This window comes from Modestobacter muralis, assembly GCF_010682105.1.
GTDB lineage: Bacteria > Actinomycetota > Actinomycetes > Mycobacteriales > Geodermatophilaceae > Modestobacter > Modestobacter muralis.
On sequence record NZ_JAAGWH010000010.1, the window covers coordinates 21577 to 38365 of the forward strand.

At 76.6% G+C, this 16789-nt stretch carries 14 protein-coding genes; 6 read left to right on the forward strand and 8 right to left on the reverse strand.

Annotated features, from left to right (window positions below):
- Window positions 1-19 precede the first annotated feature (19 nt).
- From GCU67_RS02875 to GCU67_RS02890, 4 genes are all read right to left on the reverse strand, one after another.
- Window positions 20-229, reverse strand: coding sequence for a DUF4177 domain-containing protein (locus GCU67_RS02875; RefSeq protein ID WP_163609582.1), 210 nt, complete (start codon window positions 227-229; stop codon window positions 20-22).
- Between the two features lie 68 nt (window positions 230-297).
- Window positions 298-1932 carry a Na+/H+ antiporter gene (locus GCU67_RS02880; RefSeq protein WP_338104722.1) on the reverse strand — a complete coding sequence of 545 codons (1635 nt, stop codon included), beginning with the start codon at window positions 1930-1932 and terminating at the stop codon, window positions 298-300.
- Window positions 1933-2034: 102 nt separating this feature from the next.
- On the reverse strand, window positions 2035-2994 hold the full coding sequence (locus tag GCU67_RS02885) for a PfkB family carbohydrate kinase (RefSeq protein WP_338104723.1): 960 nt from the start codon (window positions 2992-2994) through the stop codon (window positions 2035-2037).
- Between the two features lie 183 nt (window positions 2995-3177).
- Window positions 3178-4242, reverse strand: coding sequence for a Gfo/Idh/MocA family protein (locus tag GCU67_RS02890; RefSeq protein WP_163609584.1), 1065 nt, complete (start codon window positions 4240-4242; stop codon window positions 3178-3180).
- 43 nt (window positions 4243-4285) lie between these two features.
- On the opposite strand from GCU67_RS02890, the gene GCU67_RS02895 reads away from it, so the two are divergent.
- The 6 genes from GCU67_RS02895 (at window position 4286) to GCU67_RS02920 (ending at window position 10246) form a co-directional block, all read left to right on the forward strand.
- The gene (locus GCU67_RS02895) at window positions 4286-4891 is read left to right on the forward strand and encodes a DUF1349 domain-containing protein (protein ID WP_163609585.1); all 606 of its coding nucleotides are present in this window, start codon (window positions 4286-4288) and stop codon (window positions 4889-4891) included.
- A gap of 49 nt (window positions 4892-4940) precedes the next feature.
- Window positions 4941-5144, forward strand: a complete 204-nt coding sequence (locus tag GCU67_RS02900; protein ID WP_163609586.1) for a DUF4287 domain-containing protein — start codon at window positions 4941-4943, stop codon at window positions 5142-5144.
- Between the two features lie 91 nt (window positions 5145-5235).
- On the forward strand, window positions 5236-6438 hold the full coding sequence (locus tag GCU67_RS02905; protein WP_163609587.1) for a pyridoxal phosphate-dependent aminotransferase: 1203 nt from the start codon (window positions 5236-5238) through the stop codon (window positions 6436-6438).
- Complete coding sequence (locus tag GCU67_RS02910) at window positions 6435-7190, forward strand: nitrilase-related carbon-nitrogen hydrolase (RefSeq protein ID WP_163609588.1); 756 nt, start codon at window positions 6435-6437, stop codon at window positions 7188-7190. The genes GCU67_RS02905 and GCU67_RS02910 overlap by 4 nt, the downstream gene beginning before the upstream one ends.
- Window positions 7191-7285: 95 nt before the next feature.
- Entirely contained in the window at window positions 7286-8413 is a 1128-nt protein-coding gene (locus tag GCU67_RS23110) for a cold-shock protein (RefSeq protein ID WP_163609589.1), read from the forward strand.
- A gap of 126 nt (window positions 8414-8539) precedes the next feature.
- Window positions 8540-10246, forward strand: coding sequence for a long-chain-fatty-acid--CoA ligase (locus tag GCU67_RS02920; protein ID WP_163609590.1), 1707 nt, complete (start codon window positions 8540-8542; stop codon window positions 10244-10246).
- Here the strand turns inward: GCU67_RS02920 and GCU67_RS02925 are convergent.
- The 4 genes from GCU67_RS02925 to GCU67_RS02940 form a co-directional block, all read right to left on the reverse strand.
- The gene (locus tag GCU67_RS02925; protein ID WP_163609591.1) at window positions 10222-12093 is read right to left on the reverse strand and encodes a SigE family RNA polymerase sigma factor; all 1872 of its coding nucleotides are present in this window, start codon (window positions 12091-12093) and stop codon (window positions 10222-10224) included. The two genes, GCU67_RS02920 and GCU67_RS02925, sit on opposite strands and share 25 nt — an antisense overlap.
- Window positions 12094-12192: 99 nt before the next feature.
- On the reverse strand, window positions 12193-13155 hold the full coding sequence (locus tag GCU67_RS02930) for an NAD-dependent epimerase/dehydratase family protein (protein WP_163609592.1): 963 nt from the start codon (window positions 13153-13155) through the stop codon (window positions 12193-12195).
- Entirely contained in the window at window positions 13152-15755 is a 2604-nt protein-coding gene (locus GCU67_RS02935; protein ID WP_338104724.1) for an alpha/beta fold hydrolase, read from the reverse strand. The genes GCU67_RS02930 and GCU67_RS02935 overlap by 4 nt, the downstream gene beginning before the upstream one ends.
- The gene (locus tag GCU67_RS02940) at window positions 15752-16777 is read right to left on the reverse strand and encodes a 3-oxoacyl-ACP synthase III (protein ID WP_163609593.1); all 1026 of its coding nucleotides are present in this window, start codon (window positions 16775-16777) and stop codon (window positions 15752-15754) included. Before GCU67_RS02940 ends, GCU67_RS02935 begins: the two co-directional genes overlap by 4 nt.
- Window positions 16778-16789: the final 12 nt, after the last annotated feature.

Here is a 16789-nt window from a genome sequence, read left to right on the forward strand (position 1 = left end):
CGGCCGGCCGGCGGTCCGCTCAGCCGACGGGCCGCTCGAAGGTCACCAGGACGCCGTCCACGCCGCCGGGCCCCACGCGGCCCTTCACCTCCACCGAGGTGATCGCCTTGAGCTGCCAGCCGTCGCGGGCCCGCTGGTTGAGCACCTTCTCCAGCTTGTCGCCGGACATCTTGCCGCCGATCATGCCCTCGCGGATCTCGTCGACCACGTACTCGTAGCGCGCTGCCATCGCCGTGCCCCTCTCGCCGGTGTCCTGGTCCCCGACAGCCTGTCGGGACGGGCACCCGGTGTCGACCCTCAGCGCTTGGGGAGCAGGCCCTCCTCGTGGTCGAGCTCGCGCTCCAGGATGCGCAGCCCCTCGTCGGGCAGCCGGGCGCCGTCCCGCCAGCGCAGCAGCTCCTCGCGCTCGGCGGCGATCACGGCGCGGCGCAGCCGCAGCGCGGCCTCGTAGCCCGGGGACAGCGGGATCTCCCCGCCCTCCGCGGAGTTGAGCAGGTCCAGCCGCTTGCGGTAGCGGTCCAGCCGGGTGGTCAGCTGGCCGCGCATCGCCTCGATCGCGCGGTCGTCGACCGCGTCGTGCTCCTCCGACTGCAGCGTGTCCAGCCGGGCCAGCCCGGCCTCCACCGCCGCGATCCGGGCCTCGTTGCGCAGCCGGGCCCCGTCGGCCTGGTCGGCGACGCAGCCCAGCGCCCGCACCAGCGGCGCGAAGGTGAGCCCCTGCCCGACCAGCGTGACCAGCACGGCGAGGAACGCGCAGAACAGCAGCAGGTCCCGGTCGGGGAACGGTGCCCCGGTCTCGGTCACCAGCGGGAGGGTGAAGATCGCGGCCAGGCTGATGACCCCGCGGGTGCCGGCCCAGCTCAGGACGACGATCTCCCGTCCGGACAGCCGCCCGCTGAACCGGCTGCCGTCATCGGTGTCCCCGCCGAGGTGGCTGTGCATGGACGCGGGCAGCGCCTCCGTCAGCAGCAGCCACAGCGGCCGGATGAACAGGACGCACCCGACGGTGATCGCGGCGGCGGTGAGCACGGTCGAGGTCTCGTACTGGCCCAGGCCGCGGATGACCTCGGGGAGCTGCTGGCCGATGAGCAGGAAGACGATGCCCTCGAGCAGGAAGTCGACCAGCCGCCACACCGCGTCGGTCTGCAGTCGGCTGGCCCCCGACGTCCAGTACGGCGCGTTGTGCCCGATCACCAGGCCGGCGACGACGACGGCCAGCACGCCGGAGACGTGCACCGCCTCGCCCAGCAGGTAGGCGATGAAGGGGGTGGCCAGGGAGATGGCGTTGTTGGTCAGCGGGTCCTTGCGCAGGCGGCGCAGCGGCCGGACGCCGTAGGCGACCACCAGCCCGGCCGCGACACCGCCGACCGCGGCGATGGTGAACTCACCGACCGCCGCCGGGGTGGAGAAGCCCTCGCCCTGGGCGGCGGTGACCGCGACGGTGAGGATGGTCAGCGCGGTGGCGTCGTTGAGCAGCCCCTCGCCCTGGATGAGGGTGATCAGCCGCGGCGGCAGGCCCACCTTGCGGCCCACCGACAGCGCGGCGACCGGGTCCGGCGGGGCGACCGCGGCGCCCAGCGCGATGCCCGCGGCCAGCGTCGCCCCGGTCACGAACAGCGCGAACCCGGCGCCGATGACCAGCGCGGTGACCAGCACCAGCAGCACCGACAGGCTGACCACGGTGCGCATGTTCCGGCGGATCGCGGTCAGCGAGGAGTCCAGCGCCGCGCTGTAGAGCAGCGGCGGCAGCACCAGGGTGAGCACCAGGTGCGGGTCCAGGGCCACGTTCGGGCCGGGCAGCAGCGCGTAGGCGATCCCGACGAGGGTCAGCAGGGCGGCGGCCGGCAGACCGGTGCGGTCGGCGATCGCCCGAACGGCGACGATCACCGCCACCGCACCCAGCACGAGCAGCAACATGGTCTCGGCACTCACCGCAGCAGTCTCCCGGACGGCGGGTCGCGGACCGGGAAGCGGTCTGGCCCCCGTGCCGGGTCCCGGCTCGCGCGGAGCGTGGGCCGGGGGCGAGGGGGTCCTTCAGCGGGCGCGGGCGGCCTCGAGCTCGGCGAGCGTGGGCGGGTCGGCCCCGGCCCGCGTGCACGCCAGTGCGGCCACCAGGGCGGCGTCGTCCAGCAGGGCGACCAGGTCCGGCTCGGGCAGGGCGCGCAGGGCGGCAGCGGTGAGCACGCCGGTGCGGACCAGGCCGGCGAAGAGGCCGGCGGCCAGGCTGTCCCCGGCGCCCACGGTGTCGACCACGTCCACCACCGGCGGACGGCGGCGCAGCAGGGTGCCGTCGGGCCGGGCCGCGCGCAGTGGCTCCCCGCCGTCGGTGACGACCACCAGCGAGGGCCCCTCGGCGGCCCAGGCCAGTGCGGTGGCGTCCAGGTCGGCGCCGGGGTCGAGCCAGTGCAGGTCCTCGGCGCTGACCTTGACCACGTCGGCGGTGCGGCGCAGCAGCTCGACCTGGGCGCGGACGGCGTCGGCGTCGGTGATGAGGCCGGGGCGGACGTTGGGGTCGAAGCTCACCAGCGCCGTCCCGTCGGCGCGGACCCGGGCGACCAGGTCGGCGATGGCGGCCGAGCCCGGCGGCGTCCAGCTGGAGATCGACCCGACGTGCACGATCCGGGTGCCGGCCGGCCAGGCACGCGCCAGCTCGTCGGCGCTCCACTGCCAGTCCGCGGCGCCAACGGTGTGGAAGGAGTAGCCGGCCGAGCCGTCCGCGGCCAGCTCCACCACGGCCAGGCTCACCGGCTCGGCGGCGTCCAGCATCGCGTCGGTGCCGACCCCGTTGCGGCTGGCGTGCCCGCGCAGCAGCGCGCCGAACGGCCCGGGACCGACCCGGGCCATCAGGTGGCTGACCGCGCCCAGCCGCGCCGCGGCGACGGCGACGTTGAGCGCGTTGCCGCCGGGGAAGGCGGTGTACTGCGGGGCCGCGCCGGGTTGCGGTGCACCCGCGGGGATCAGGTCGATGACGAGCTCGCCGCAGACGGTGATCACCGGCACACGGTAGCGCTGCCCCGCCGGGCCGTCCGAGCCGCGACCCGGGTGCCGACTGTGCGCTCAGCGGGCCAGTCCAGGCCGCCGGACCCCGCTGACCGCACAGTCGGTCCCCGGCGTCGCGGTCCCGGCGCTCACGGAGTCCCAGCGCTACGGAAACCGCAGCGCTGGGACTCCATGAGGTCAGTCGTTCGGGTAGACGACGCCGAGCTGGGCGCGGACGCCGTCGAGGAAGTGCATCAGGGCCAGCGAGTCGTGGACCGGCATGACCGGGCTCTCGGTCAGCCCCTGCTGGAGGCACCGGGTCACCTCGCGCAGCTCGTGCACGTAGCCGGACCCGATCCGCTCGAACTCCTCCACCCGCACCGGGGCGTCGCCGATCTGCACCTCGAGCCGCTCGGGCCGGTAGACCGAGTCCGCGCCCTCCGCGCGCAGCCAGCCCTCGGTGCCGCAGACCAGCGCGCTGTGCGGCGAGCGGGCCAGCAGCGAGGTGGTCAGCTGGGCCTGGGCACCGGAGGCGTAGGACAGCGACAGGGCGTTCTGCGCGTCGACGCCCTCCTCGTTCAGCGTGCCGACGGCGGTCACCGAGTCGGGCAGGCCGATCGTGCCCCAGGGCCACAGCAGCGGGTAGACGGCCAGGTCGAGCAGGGCACCGCCACCGTCGGCGCGGGCCCAGATGCGCGCGCCCGGGTCGGCCGGGGCGGGGAAGGAGATCTCGGCGTTGACCCAGTGCACCTGGCCGAGCTCGCCGGAGGCGGCGATCTGGAGCGCCCGCTGGTAGGCCGGCTGGAACCGCGTCCAGACCGCCTCCATCAGGAAGACGCCGCGCTCGCGGGCCAGCTCGGCCAGCTCGGTGGCCTCGCGGGCGTTGATGGTGATCGGCTTCTCCACGAGCACCGACTTGCCGGCGGTCAGCGCCGCGCGCACCACGGCGGCGTGCTGGGCGTGCGGCGTGGCGACGTAGACGACCTCCACGGCCGGGTCGGCGAGGAGTGCGTCCAGGCCGGAGCGGGTGTCGTCGTCGCCGTAGGACGCCGCGAAGCCGAACTGCTCGGCGAAGGCGGCGGCCTTGTCGGCGTGCCGGGAGCTCACCGCGGCCAGCGTCGCGTCCGGCAGCAGGGCGATGTCGGCGGTGACCGTGGCGGCGATCGAGCCGGTGGACACGACGCCCCAGCCGACGGGGCGGCCGGTCGCGGTCAGCGGGTCGGCGTCGAGCAGCTCCGGACGGGCGATGTACGGGGAGGTCATCCCTTCACGCTAGGGCCACCGCGGCGTCCTCTAGCGTGCGGGCATGAGCGACCGCGCGGGCACCAGCGACGACGCCGCCCAGCCGTGGGGTGCCGGGACGTGGACGGCGGCCCCGGCCGACGTCCGCGGGGACGGCGACGACCTGCTCGTCACCGCCGTCGAGGGCAGCGACGCCTGGCGGCACACCAGCTACGGGTTCGTGCACGACTCCGCGCACGCTCTGCTGGCCCCGCTGGCCGACCCCGGCGCGGTCGAGGTGACCTTCGACCTCGACTACGACCAGCAGTTCGACCAGGCGGGCCTGGTGCTGCGCGCCGACGCCGAGACCTGGGTCAAGGCCGGGGTCGAGTTCGCCGACGGTGCGCCCAGCGTCGGCGCGGTGGTCACCCTGGGCCGCTCGGACTGGTCGGTCGCGCCGGTGCCCGCGTGGGCCGGCCGTCGGGTGACCGTGCGGGCCAGCCGCTCGGGCGACGCGGTCACGGTCCGCGCCCGGGTCGACGACGAGCCGTTCCAGTTGGTGCGGGTCGCCCCCTTCCCGGCCGGCACGCCGCTGCAGGCCGGACCGTACTGCTGCGCCCCCACCCGCGCGGGGCTCGTCGTCCGCTTCCGCCGCTGGACCACCGGCCCCGCCGACGCCGCGCTGCACTGACGCGGGGAACCGTTCCCGACCGCGCGCGACGCCGGCACGATCCCCGGCCATGACCGACGCACCGAAGGGCCCGGCCAGCTACTTCCCGTCGATCGAGGCGGGGTACGGCCGCCCGATCGCGGAGTGGCAGGAGCTGATCCGGGCCTCGCCGCTGACGAAGCACATGGAGCTGGTGACCTGGCTCACGACCGAGCACGGCCTCGGCCACGGGCGCGCCAACGCGCTGGTGGCGGCCACCCTCGCCGAAGGCTGACCTGGTCGTCAGGGGAGTTGTGCTCTGCTCCCCACCAGGGAGCAGAGCACAACTCCCCGACACCGGTGGCCACGGACGGCAGACTGAGGGCGTGACCCGTACGCCGTACCTGTCCTCCCGGCTGCAGGGCTTCGGGACGACGGTCTTCGCCGAGATGAGCGCCCTCGCGGTGGCCACCGGCTCGATCAACCTGGGCCAGGGGTTCCCCGACGAGCCCGGCCCCGCGGCGGTGCTCGACGTCGCCCGGGCCGCCATCGGCACCGCACACGACCAGTACCCGCCCGGCCCCGGCCTGCCCGAGCTGCGGACGGCGATCGCGGAGCACCAGCTGCGCTTCCGCGGGCTGACCCACGACCCGGACGGCGAGGTGCTGGTCACCGCCGGCGCCACCGAGGCGCTGACCGCCGCGCTGCTGGCCCTGCTCGAGCCCGGCGACGAGGTCGTGCTGTTCGAGCCGATGTACGACAGCTACGCCGCCGCGGTCGCCATGGCCGGCGGCGTCCTGCGCCCGGTGCCGCTGCACCCGCCGGCGGTGGCGGCTGGGGAGGTGGGCACCGGGGCGTGGACCTTCGAGGAGGCCGCGCTGCGGGCCGCGGTCACCCCGCGCGCCCGCATGCTGCTGCTCAACACCCCGCACAACCCGACCGGCAAGGTGTTCACCGCTGCCGAGCTGGCGCTGCTGGCCGAGGTCGCCACCGCTGCCGACCTGCTGGTGCTCACCGACGAGGTCTACGAGCACCTGGTGTTCGACGGGGCCACGCACACCTCGATCGCCACGCTGCCCGGGATGGCCGGCCGCACGCTCGTGATCAGCAGCGGCGGCAAGACCTTCAACACCACCGGCTGGAAGATCGGCTGGGTCTGCGGGCCGGCACCGCTGGTGGCCGCTGTGCGCACCGCCAAGCAGTACCTGACCTTCGTCAACGGCGGACCGTTCCAGCCGGCGGTCGCCGCCGGGCTGCGGCTGCCCGACGCGTTCTTCGCCGGCGTCACCGCCGACCTGCAGCGCCGCCGCGACCGGCTGACCGCCGGGCTGGCGGCCGCGGGGCTGCCGGTGGTCAGCCCGCAGGCGACGTACTTCGCCACCGTCGACGTCCGACCGCTGCAGCCCGACGGGGACGGCGTGGCGTTCTGCCGCGCGCTGCCCGCCCGCGCCGGGGTGGTCGCCGTCCCGTCCGTGGTCTTCTACGGCGCGGCGGACGCGCACCTGGGCCGGCACCTGGTGCGCTTCGCCTTCTGCAAGCGCGACGAGGTGCTCGCGGAGGCCGCCCGGCGACTGGGGGAGATGCAGTGAGGATCGCCGCTGTCCAGCACGACATCGTCTGGGAGGACCGGGACGCCAACTTCGCCCGGCTCGCCCCGCAGGTCGCCCGCGCGGTGGGGGCCGGCGCGGAGCTGGTGCTGCTCACCGAGACCTTCTCCACGGGGTTCTCCATGACCCCGGGCATCGGCGAGCCGGTGGGCGGGCCCTCGGCCCGGTTCCTCGCCGCGCAGGCCGCCGAGCACGGCGTGTGGGTGGCCGGCACCTGTCCCGAGATCGAGGACGGCGAGGAGCTGCCGCACAACACCTTCGTGCTGGCCGGCCCCGACGGCAGCACCCACCGCTACCGCAAGCTGCACCCCTTCGCCGCCGAGCGCACCCGCTTCCGGTCCGGCACCGGGCCGGTGACCGTCGAGGTCGGCGGCCTGCGGATCACCCCGTTCATCTGCTACGACCTGCGCTTCGCCGACGTGTTCTGGGAGGCCGGCCCCACGACCGACGTCTTCCTCGTGCCGGCCAACTGGCCGCGCGCCCGGCGGCAGCACTGGACGACGCTGCTGTCGGCCCGGGCGATCGAGAACCAGGCCTACGTGGTCGGCTGCAACCGGGTCGGGGACGCCGGTGACGGCACCCACCACGCCGGCGACAGCCGGATCGTGAGCCCGACCGGGGAGCTGCTGGCCACCGCCTCGGGGGTGGAGACGATCGTGCTCGCCGACGTCGACGCGGCCGAGGTGGCCGCCACCCGGGACCGCTTCCAGTTCCTGGCCGACCGCCGCGGCTGACCGTTTCCCGGGGCGGCTGGCCCCGGAGGGGCACCCTGGGGGACCCTGGTACCCGCAGGTACCGAGCAGTTGTCGAGATGTGCAGGAGTCGCAGGATGCCCCAGGGCACGGTCAAGTGGTTCAACGCTGAGAAGGGGTTCGGGTTCATCGAGCCCGACGACGGCGGGCAGGACGTGTTCGCGCACTTCTCCGCGATCGCCGACGACGGCGGATTCCGCAGTCTGGACGAGGGGCAGCGGGTGGAGTTCGAGGCGAGCCCGGGCGACCGCGGCCTGCAGGCGGACACCATCCGTCCGCTGGGCGGCGGCAGCGCCGGCCGCGCTCCGGCGCGGGCCGAACGCGGGCACCGCGACGACTACCGCGAGGTCCGCGCCCCCCGCGGCGGCGGCGGTGGTGGCGGCTCCGAGGGCACGGTGCGCTTCTTCAACGCCGAGAAGGGCTTCGGGTTCATCGAGCCCGACGAGGGCGGCGACGACGTCTTCGTGCACTTCTCCGCGATCGCCGACGACGGCGGCTACCGCAGCCTCGACGAGGGCCAGCGGGTCTCCTACACCGCCAGCCCCGGCCAGAAGGGCATGCAGGCCGACTCGGTCCAGCCCCTCGGCGGCGGCCGGGCCCCGGCCCGCGACGACCGGCGCGACGACCGCCGTGACGACCGGGCCCCCCGCGCACCGCGCGGTGGCGGCGGCGGGTCGCAGGGCACCGTGCGGTTCTTCAACGCCGAGAAGGGCTTCGGGTTCATCGAGCCCGACACCGGCGGCGACGACGTCTTCGTCCACTTCTCCGCCATCGAGGACCACGGCGGCTACCGCAGCCTCGACGAGGGCCAGCGGGTCGAGTACTCCGCCAGCCCCGGCCAGCGCGGCCTGCAGGCCGACTCGGTGCGCGCCGTCGGCGGTGGCGGCGGTGCCCCGGCCGGCAACGACCGGCGCGACGAGCGCCCGCGCCGGGACGAGCGTCCCCGCCGCGACGACCGGGCACCCCGGGCGCCGCGCGCCGGTGGTGGCGGCGGCACCGGCGGCCAGGGCACGGTGCGCTTCTTCAACGCCGAGAAGGGCTTCGGGTTCATCGAGCCCGACGACGGCGGCGACGACGTGTTCGTGCACTTCTCCGCGATCGCCGACCGGGGCGGCTACCGCAGCCTCGACGAGGGCCAGCGGGTCGAGTACACCGCCAGCCAGGGCGACCGCGGCGTGCAGGCGGACTCGGTCGACCCGCTGTGACCCACGCCCGCTGACCGTCCGGCACCCGGACGGTCAGCGGGCCGCACGACCCGCCGCCCCGCGGGGCGGAGCCAGGACGAGGGAGCAGATGGACGCCGCTGGACGACCCCGCCGCGGGACCGGCCGGTGACGGGCACGCCCGCGCCGCACTGGACCCACAGCTACGCCCCGGGCGTGCCGGCGGAGGTGGAGGTGCCGCCGGACGCCGTGCCCGATCTGCTGGCCGCCGCCGTCGCGCGGTTCCCGGACCGGCCGGCGCTGGACTTCCTCGGCGCCAGCACCAGCTACGCGGAGCTCGGCTCGGCCGTGGCCCGCGCCGCCGGGCTGCTGCGGGACCTGGGCGTGCGGCCCGGTGACCGGGTGGCCCTGGTGCTGCCCAACTGCCCGCAGCACGTGGTCGCCTTCCACGCCGCGCTCCGGCTGGGCGCCGTCGTCGTGGAGCACAACCCGCTGTACACCGCCGACGAGCTCGGTGCCCAGTTCCGCGACCACGGCGCCACGGTCGCCGTCGTCTGGGACGTCGTCGCCCCCGTGGTGCAGGGCCTGGACGCCCCGGCGCTGCGCACCGTGCTCGCCGTCGACCTCAGCCGCGCGCTGCCGCTGGCCAAGCGGTTGGCGCTGCGGCTGCCACTGGCCCGCGCCCGGGCCACCAGGGCGGCGATGACCGCCCCGGCGCCGGGGGCGACGCCCTGGGAGGCCGCGGTCGCCGGGGCCACCCCGCTGCCGGCCGCGCACCCGGGACCGGTGCACACCGACGTCGCGCTGCTGCAGTACACCGGCGGCACGACCGGCAGCCCCAAGGCCGCCGTCCTCACCCACCGCAACCTGGTCGCCAACGTCACCCAGTCCCTGGCCTGGGTGCCGGGCCTGCGTCCGGGCACCGAGGTGTTCTACGGCGTCCTGCCGTTCTTCCACGCCTACGGGCTGATGCTGTGCCTGGTCACCGCCCTGCGGATCGGCGCGGCGCTGGTCCTGTTCCCGCGGTTCGACGTCGACCAGGTGCTCGCCGCGGCCCGGCGGCGGCCGCCGACGTTCCTCCCCGGGGTGCCGCCGGTCTACGAGCGGCTGGCCACCGCCGCCGCGGAGCGCAGCGTCGACCTGTCCACCGTGCGGTTCGCGATCTCCGGGGCGATGCCGCTGCCGGTGGCGACCGCGGCCCGCTGGGAGGAGCTGACCGGTGGGCTGGTGGTGGAGGGCTACGGGATGACCGAGGCCTCACCGATCGCGCTGGGCAACCCGATGGGGCCCACCCGCCGGCCGGGCACCGTCGGCCTGCCCTACCCCTCGACGCAGATGCGGGTGGTCGACCCGGAGGACCCGGCCGTCGACCGGGCACCCGGCGAGCGTGGCGAGCTGCTGGTGCGCGGGCCGCAGGTCTTCTCCGGCTACTGGAACCGGCCCGAGGAGACGGCTGCGGTGCTGCTGGCCGACGGGTGGCTGCGCACCGGCGACATCGTGGTGGCCGACGTCGACGGCTTCGTCACCGTCGTCGACCGGATCAAGGAGCTGGTCATCACCGGCGGGTTCAACGTGCACCCCTCCGAGGTGGAGGACGCGCTCAAGGCCGTCGACGGGGTCACCGACGCGGCGGTGGTCGGCCTGCCCGGGGCGTCGGGCAGCGAGGAGGTCGTCGCCGCGGTCGTGCTGTCCCGGCCGCTGGACCTCGACGCCGTGCGCGAGGCCACCCGGGCGTCGCTGGCGGCCTACAAGGTGCCGCGCCGGCTCGTCGTCGTCGAGGACCTGCCGCGCTCGCAGATCGGCAAGGTGCTCCGCCGGCAGGTCCGCGCGCAACTGCTCGCCGGGTCGGCTCAGCCGGGGACGCCGGAGCCGTAGTCGCCGAACGGCTCGGTCGGCACCGGCGCGACCGCGGTCTCCCGCAGCTCGCGCCCGGCGGCGTCCAGGGTGCGCACGCTCACCGCCCCGGCCGGCATCGGCACGACCGCCCCGCCGCCGGTCAGCGCCAGCGGGCCCAGCACCCGGCCCCGCTCGTCCAGCAGCTCGGCGGAGGCGGCGTCGGACGGGGCGGACACCACCAGCCACCGGCCGTCCTCCTCCGAGCTCAGCCCGGGCAGCGCGACGTCGCAGGTGCGCACCACCGTGAGCGTCGCGACGTCGGTCGAGCCCGGCGGGGTCGAGGCGCCACAGGGGAGCACCGTCCCCGGGCGGCCGGCCACCGTCCCGACGACGAGCGCGCCGCCGGGGCTGTGCGCCACGACGACGGCGACGCTCCCGCTGCGCCGGCTCAGCGGCAGCGGGCCGGACCACAGCAGCTCGGGCTCCAGGTCGGCGGGCTCGACGCCCAGCGGGCCGGCCAGCTGGGTGAACGCCGTGCCGACCACCACCGGGTCCGGCGGCTGCGCGGTGGGCCGCAGCGGCTGGAGCGCCGGCAGCTCCCCGGTGCGCGTCCCCGGCACCTCGACCCCGCTGCGGTGCACGACCTGGCCGTCCCGGGTCACCCGCACGCTGAGCCCGGAGCCGGCCTGCGTCGTCCGGGCCGGCACGACCGCGGTGCCGTCGGCGGAGCCCGCCGGCAGGTAGTCGCGGCCCACGGTGCCGCGCGGACCGACCATCAGCCGGTCGGAGACCGCCACGGTGTCGCCCCGGCCGGCGACCACGACCAGCGTCGCCTCGCCGGGACCGCCGAGCACGAGCGTCGCCGGCCGGGTGCGGCCCAGGGTGCGGGAGTACCGGGGCGTCAGCTCCGCCGCCGGCGCGCCCACCGGTCCGACCAGCCAGGTGCCGCGGAAGTCGCCGTCGGTCTCGCCGACCACCAACGCCGCGCGGCCGTGCGGGGTGTCCCCGGCGAACACGACCTCCCGGTCGGCGACCGGCGGCGGCGCCTGACCGCCCCAGCCCACCGACCGGACGGCATCGAGGAACGCGGCGTCGCCGGCGAGGGAGCCGCGGGCCGGGCCCAGGAGCACCGGGATCGCCGGGTTGCCGCCCAGCGGGGCGGCCGGTGCCGGGCGGGCGGACGACGGAGACGCCGGGGCGACCGGTGCCGGGGCCGGCTCGGCGGCGGGACGGGTGAGCTGGACGCCGGCGCCGCCCACGCACAGCACGGTCAGCGCCGCGGCGGCCGCGACCTGCCACCGGCCCCGCCGCTGCCGGTGCCGCACGTCGACGACGGCCTGACCGGCGTCCAGCCGCCAGGCGCCGGGTCCGCCGGCGAGCCGGGCGAGCTCGTCGTGCAGCCGCCGGTCCGGGTCGTCGGCGCCGGACCGGGGGCGGGCGTAGAGGTCGGGGGCCAGGGCAGGGTGCAGCTGTGCGGCGCCGCGCTCGGCCTCCTGCGCCGCGGTGTCGGCCGGGCAGCCCAGCAGCGGGGCGAGCTGCGCCGGGGGCAGCCCGTCGAGGGCGGTCAGCACGGTCGCCGCCCGGGTGCGGGGCGGCAGGTCGCGCAGCGCCCGGGCCAGCGGCTCGGGACCGGCCGCGGCGACCGAGGGGTCGGGCAGGGACTCGATCACCTGCTCCCCGCGGACCGTGCGCCGGCCGCTGCCGGTGACCAGGGCCGCGCGGGCGGTGGCCAGCGGGTCGGGGACGCGCCCCCAGCGCCGGCGGGTGCGGGCCAGCGCGCGCTGCACCAGCTCCTCCGCACCGGACCGGTCGCCGGTGAGGAGCAGGGCGGTGCGCAGCAGCTCCGGACGCCGGGCGGCGACGAACTCCTCGAACGACGTGTCCACTCCGACCTCCTCTCGCCTGCGCTGCGTCCGTCCGCCGGGACCTGCGGTGCCTTCGCTCACCGGGCCTGCGGGGCGTTCGTCCGCCGGGCCCGGTGGGGTTCAGCGGTACGCGGCGGCCAGCCGGGCGAAGCCCTCGTCCAGTGACACCTCGGGTGTCCAGCCCAGCGCCGCACGGGTGCGCCGCTGGTCGAACCAGTGCGCGGTCGCGAGCTGCTCGGCGAGGAACCGGGTCAGCGGCGGGGTCTGCCGCGCACCGGTCAGCGACCAGACGCCCTCGACCACCGCTCCGGCGGCCCAGGCCAGGCCGAACGGCACCCGGGACCGCGGCTCGGGGACGCCCGCGGCCCGGCACAGCCCGGCGAGGACCTCACCGACCGGGCGGGGCTCGCCGTTGGAGACGACCAGCGCCTCGCCGTGCACCGGCCCGCACGCGTCCACCGCGGCCACCAGCGCGGCCGCGGCGTTGTCGACGTAGGTGGTGTCGATCAGCGCCGCCCCGGACCCGATCAACGGCAGCCGCCCGGCGCGGGCCCGCTCGACGATGCGGCCGACGAGCTGGGTGTCGCCGGGCCCCCAGACCAGGTGCGGGCGCACCACCAGGACGGCCAGGGCGGGGGAGTCGGCGGCCAGCGCCGCGCGCTCGGCGAGCGCCTTGGACCGCGCGTAGTGCCCGCGGGCGCCCGCCGGGTCGGCGGGCTCCGCGCCCACCCCGACCAGCGCCGACCCGCCGTGCGCCACCGAGGGGGAGGAGACGTGCACCAGCCGCCGCACGCCCGCGGCGGCGCAGGCGGCCACCACGGTGCCGGTGCCGGTGACGTTGGCCCGCTCGTACTCCGCCCACGGCCCGGTCACGTCGACCTTGGCGGCCAGGTGCACGACGGCGTCCTGACCGGCCACCGCCCGGGCGACGACGCCGGGGTCGGCGACGTCGCCCAGCACCTGGGTGCAGTCGAGCCGGGCCGGGCGGCGTTGCAGCACGGTGACGTCGTCCCCGCGGTCGACCAGCCGCTGCGCCGTGGCCCGGCCCAGCATCCCGCTGGCGCCGGTGACGAGCACCCTCACGACCGGCGCCGGGCCCCGCCCGTGCCGGCCAGCACCGCGCCGGCCGCGCGGGCCACCGCGGTGCGGTCGACCTTGGACTCGTGCCGGATGTCCACCGGCAGCCGGCCGGTGGTCAGCACCGCCGCGACCTCGGTGCCGGCCGCGGCACGTACGGCCCCGGCCAGGTCCGCGTCGGCGAGGGACGGCCGGGGGGCAGCACCGGGGAACCGGGAGGAGCGTGCCCCGGCCGGGACGACGACCACCACGACGACCTGGGCACCGACCGGCCCGACGCCGACGACGGCGGCCGCCGAGACGCCCGGCAGCTGCTCGACGCGCTGCTCGATGCCGACCGGGGTCACCACGCCGGTGGCGGTGGTGACCACGTGCGGCAGCCGGCCCCCGATCCACAGCCGGCCCTCGGCGTCGAGGTGCCCGACGTCGCCGGTGCGGTGCCAGCCCGGGTTGCGGGAGGAGATCCGCTCGGTGGCCCAGAGGGCGTCGTAGCGGTCCTTGACGTGCGCGGCCCGCACGCAGACCTCGCCGGTCAGGCCCGGGGTGTCGGTGAGGTCGCCCTCGGCGCGGCCGGTGGGCGTGAGCGCGCTGACCCGCACCTCGACACCGGCCAGCGGGCGGCCGACGCAGACGCCGTCCCCGGACCCGGCGGCCTCGACCTCGGCGGCCGAGACGTCGGTGACCGGCAGCGCCTCGGTCATCCCGTAGGGCGTGTGCGCCTCGGCGTGCGGCAGCACCGCGCGCAGCTGCTGCAGCAGCGACAGCGGCACGGGGGCGCCCGCCGACATCAGCAGCCGGACGCCGCCGAGCGCGCCCCGCTGCGCGTCGGTCAGGTCGCCGGCGGTGGCGACCACCCGGCGCAGCGCGGCGGGGGAGGCGAACACCACGGTGCCGCCGGCCGCGGCGGTGGCGTCGGCGAGCTTGGCCGCGGTGAGCGAGCCGGGCGCGGTCACGTCGATGTCGGGCACGATCGAGCCGATGCCCAGGGCCGGGCCGAGGATGGCGAACGGCGCGAACGCGGCGACCAGCCGGTCGGCCGGGGTGAGGCCGTAGGTCGACCGGACCAGGTCGAGCTGGGCCACGGCCTGGCGCCGGGTGTAGACGACGCCCTTGGCCGGGCCGGTGGCCCCGGAGGTGAACAGCACGGCGCAGTCGGCGTCGGGCGCGGCGACGGCGGGCGCGGCCGCGGTGGCGCCGCGCTGCTCCAGCTCGGCCAGGCTGGTCGTGGCACCGAGGGCGCGGGCGGCCGCCCCGGCGACGCCACCGGCCGCGATCCGGATGCCGGGCAGGCCCATCACCCGGGCAGCGGCCAGCCCCTGGGCGCTGCCGATGACCGCGCCGACGCCGGCGCCGCGCAGCGCCCGGCGCATGCCCCGCAGGCCCAGGCCCTTGTCGGCCACCACGATGACCGCCCCGGCCCGCCAGACGGCGTAGACGGCGGCGGTGAGGTCGGCGGAGGGCTCGACCAGCATGCCCACCCGGGTGCCCGGCCCGACGCCGGCGGCGACCAGCCCGGCGGCGAGGTCCTCGACCCGGCGGGACAGCGCGGCCCAGGTGACGGTGCCGCCACCGACCTCGACGACAGCGGGGGAGTCGTCGGTGGCCCGGTCGGTCAGCGCCGACCACGGGTGCCGGTCGGTGACCTCGGCGGCCGGTCGCGCGGGCGCGGCGGGGCGGCCCTCGGCCAGGTCGGCGACCCACTGGGCGATCGCCTTCGCGTACTGCGGGGCGTCCTCCTGCACCAGGTGCGAGGCGCCCTCGTAGCGGTGCAGCTGGGCGTGCGGCAGCCGCCCGCGCAGGTCGGCCAGGTAGCGCTCGCCGAACACCGGGTCGCGCGGGCCCCACAGCAGCAGCGCGGGGACGTCCAGGTCGCGGATGCCCTCGGCGATCGCCTCCTGGGTGGCGCGCGAGGGGTGCCCGGGGGCGAAGGGGATGTCGGCGACGAAGTCCCCGACGGAGCCGCGGCGGTCCGCGGACGCGTACGGCGCGGCGAAGGCGTCGCGGACGGCGGCCGGCAGCGGCGGGCGGGACAGCGCGGTGGTGGCGCGCACGAACAGCGGGGTGCCGACCGTCGCGGCCGGGCGCACGCCGGGGGCGTGCGCCAGCCGGATCAGCGCCGGGCCCAGGTCGCCCGGCGGCATGGCGACGGCGGTGTTGGTCAGGACGACGCCGCGCAGCTGGTCGCGGTGCTGCAGCGCCCAGCCCAGGGAGATCACGCCGCCCCAGTCGTGGCCCACGGTGATCACCGGGCCGGTGACGCCGAGGGCGGCGGTGAGGTCACCGAGGTCGGCGACGCGCTGGGCCAGCGGGCGCAGCCCGGTCAGCCGCTCGGAGAAGCCCATGCCGAGCTGGTCGGGGGCGACGACCCGCCAGCCGGGGGGAGCGGCGGCGACCAGCCGGCGCCACAGGTAGGACCAGGTCGGGTTGCCGTGGACGCACAGCAGCGTGCCGACCGGGTCGGTCACGCCGTTGTCCAGGAGGTGCCAGTCGTGCTTCGCGCCGGTGGAGTCGGCCACGGTGACGCGCCGGGACCAGGCCGGGTCCAGACCCGGCAGCCCCGCGGGGAGGTCGGGCACGGGGGTCGCGTCGGTCACCGCGTGGGTCACCAGGCGATCTCGAGGCAGGAGGCGTTCAAGCCCGAGCCGATGCCCATCAGCAGCACCCGGTCGCCGTCGACCAGGGAGTCCTGCTGGCCGGCCAGCGTGAAGGGCACCGCGGCCGGGCCGAGGTTCCCGCGGGTGGGGAAGGTCAGCGGCACCTTCGCCTCGTCGATGCCGAACTTCGCGACCATCGTCGCGGTGTGCACCTTGGAGACCTGGTGGATGACGTAGCGGTCCATGCCGCTCTTCCAGTCGAACTCGGCGGCGGCCTCGTCCCACATGTCCAGCGACAGGGCGATGCCGGCGTCCAGCAGGCCCTTGAGGTCGGTGCGCATCTCGTCGTTGTCGCCGATGCACAGCTCGTGGTGCTCGGTGCCGGCCCGGCTGACCGAGCCGACCAGGCGGTGGCCCTCGGGGTGCTGGTCGCTGCGGCCCAGGACCATCGCGGCCGCGCCGGAGCCCAGGGTCAGCGTGGCGAACTGGGCGATCACGTCGCGGGAGGTCACACCGGGGCCCTGCAGCCGCTCGATGGTGCGCTCCTGCACCTTCCGGGAGTCCTCGCCGTTGACGATCAGCGCGTGGTCGATCATCCCCGAGTCGATCATCGCCGCGGCGAGCTCCATGCCGTTGACGAAGCCCAGGCAGGCGTTGGTCACGTCGAAGTTCTGCGCCGAGCGGGGCAGGCCCAGGGCCGAGTGCACCGCGACCGCGGTCGAGGGCTCCAGGTGCTTGCGGCTCACCGAGGTGTTGATCATCAGCCCGATGGAGGCCGGGTCGACACCGCTCTCGCTGATCGCCTTGGCGCCGGCCATGGCCGCGCCGTCGACGAAGGTGACGCCGTCGGCCCACCAGCGGCGCTCGCGGATGCCGGCCAGCCGTTCCAGCATCCCCGGGCGCAGACCCACGCGTGCGTAGGTCTCGGCCAGCTGCTCGTCGAGCGCGTCGGAGGTGACCACCTGCGAGGCGTCGGCCGTCTGCACGGTCAGGATGCTGGTGTTGCGGAAACGGTGCGTGGCATTGCCACTCATGGGCGGTCCAGT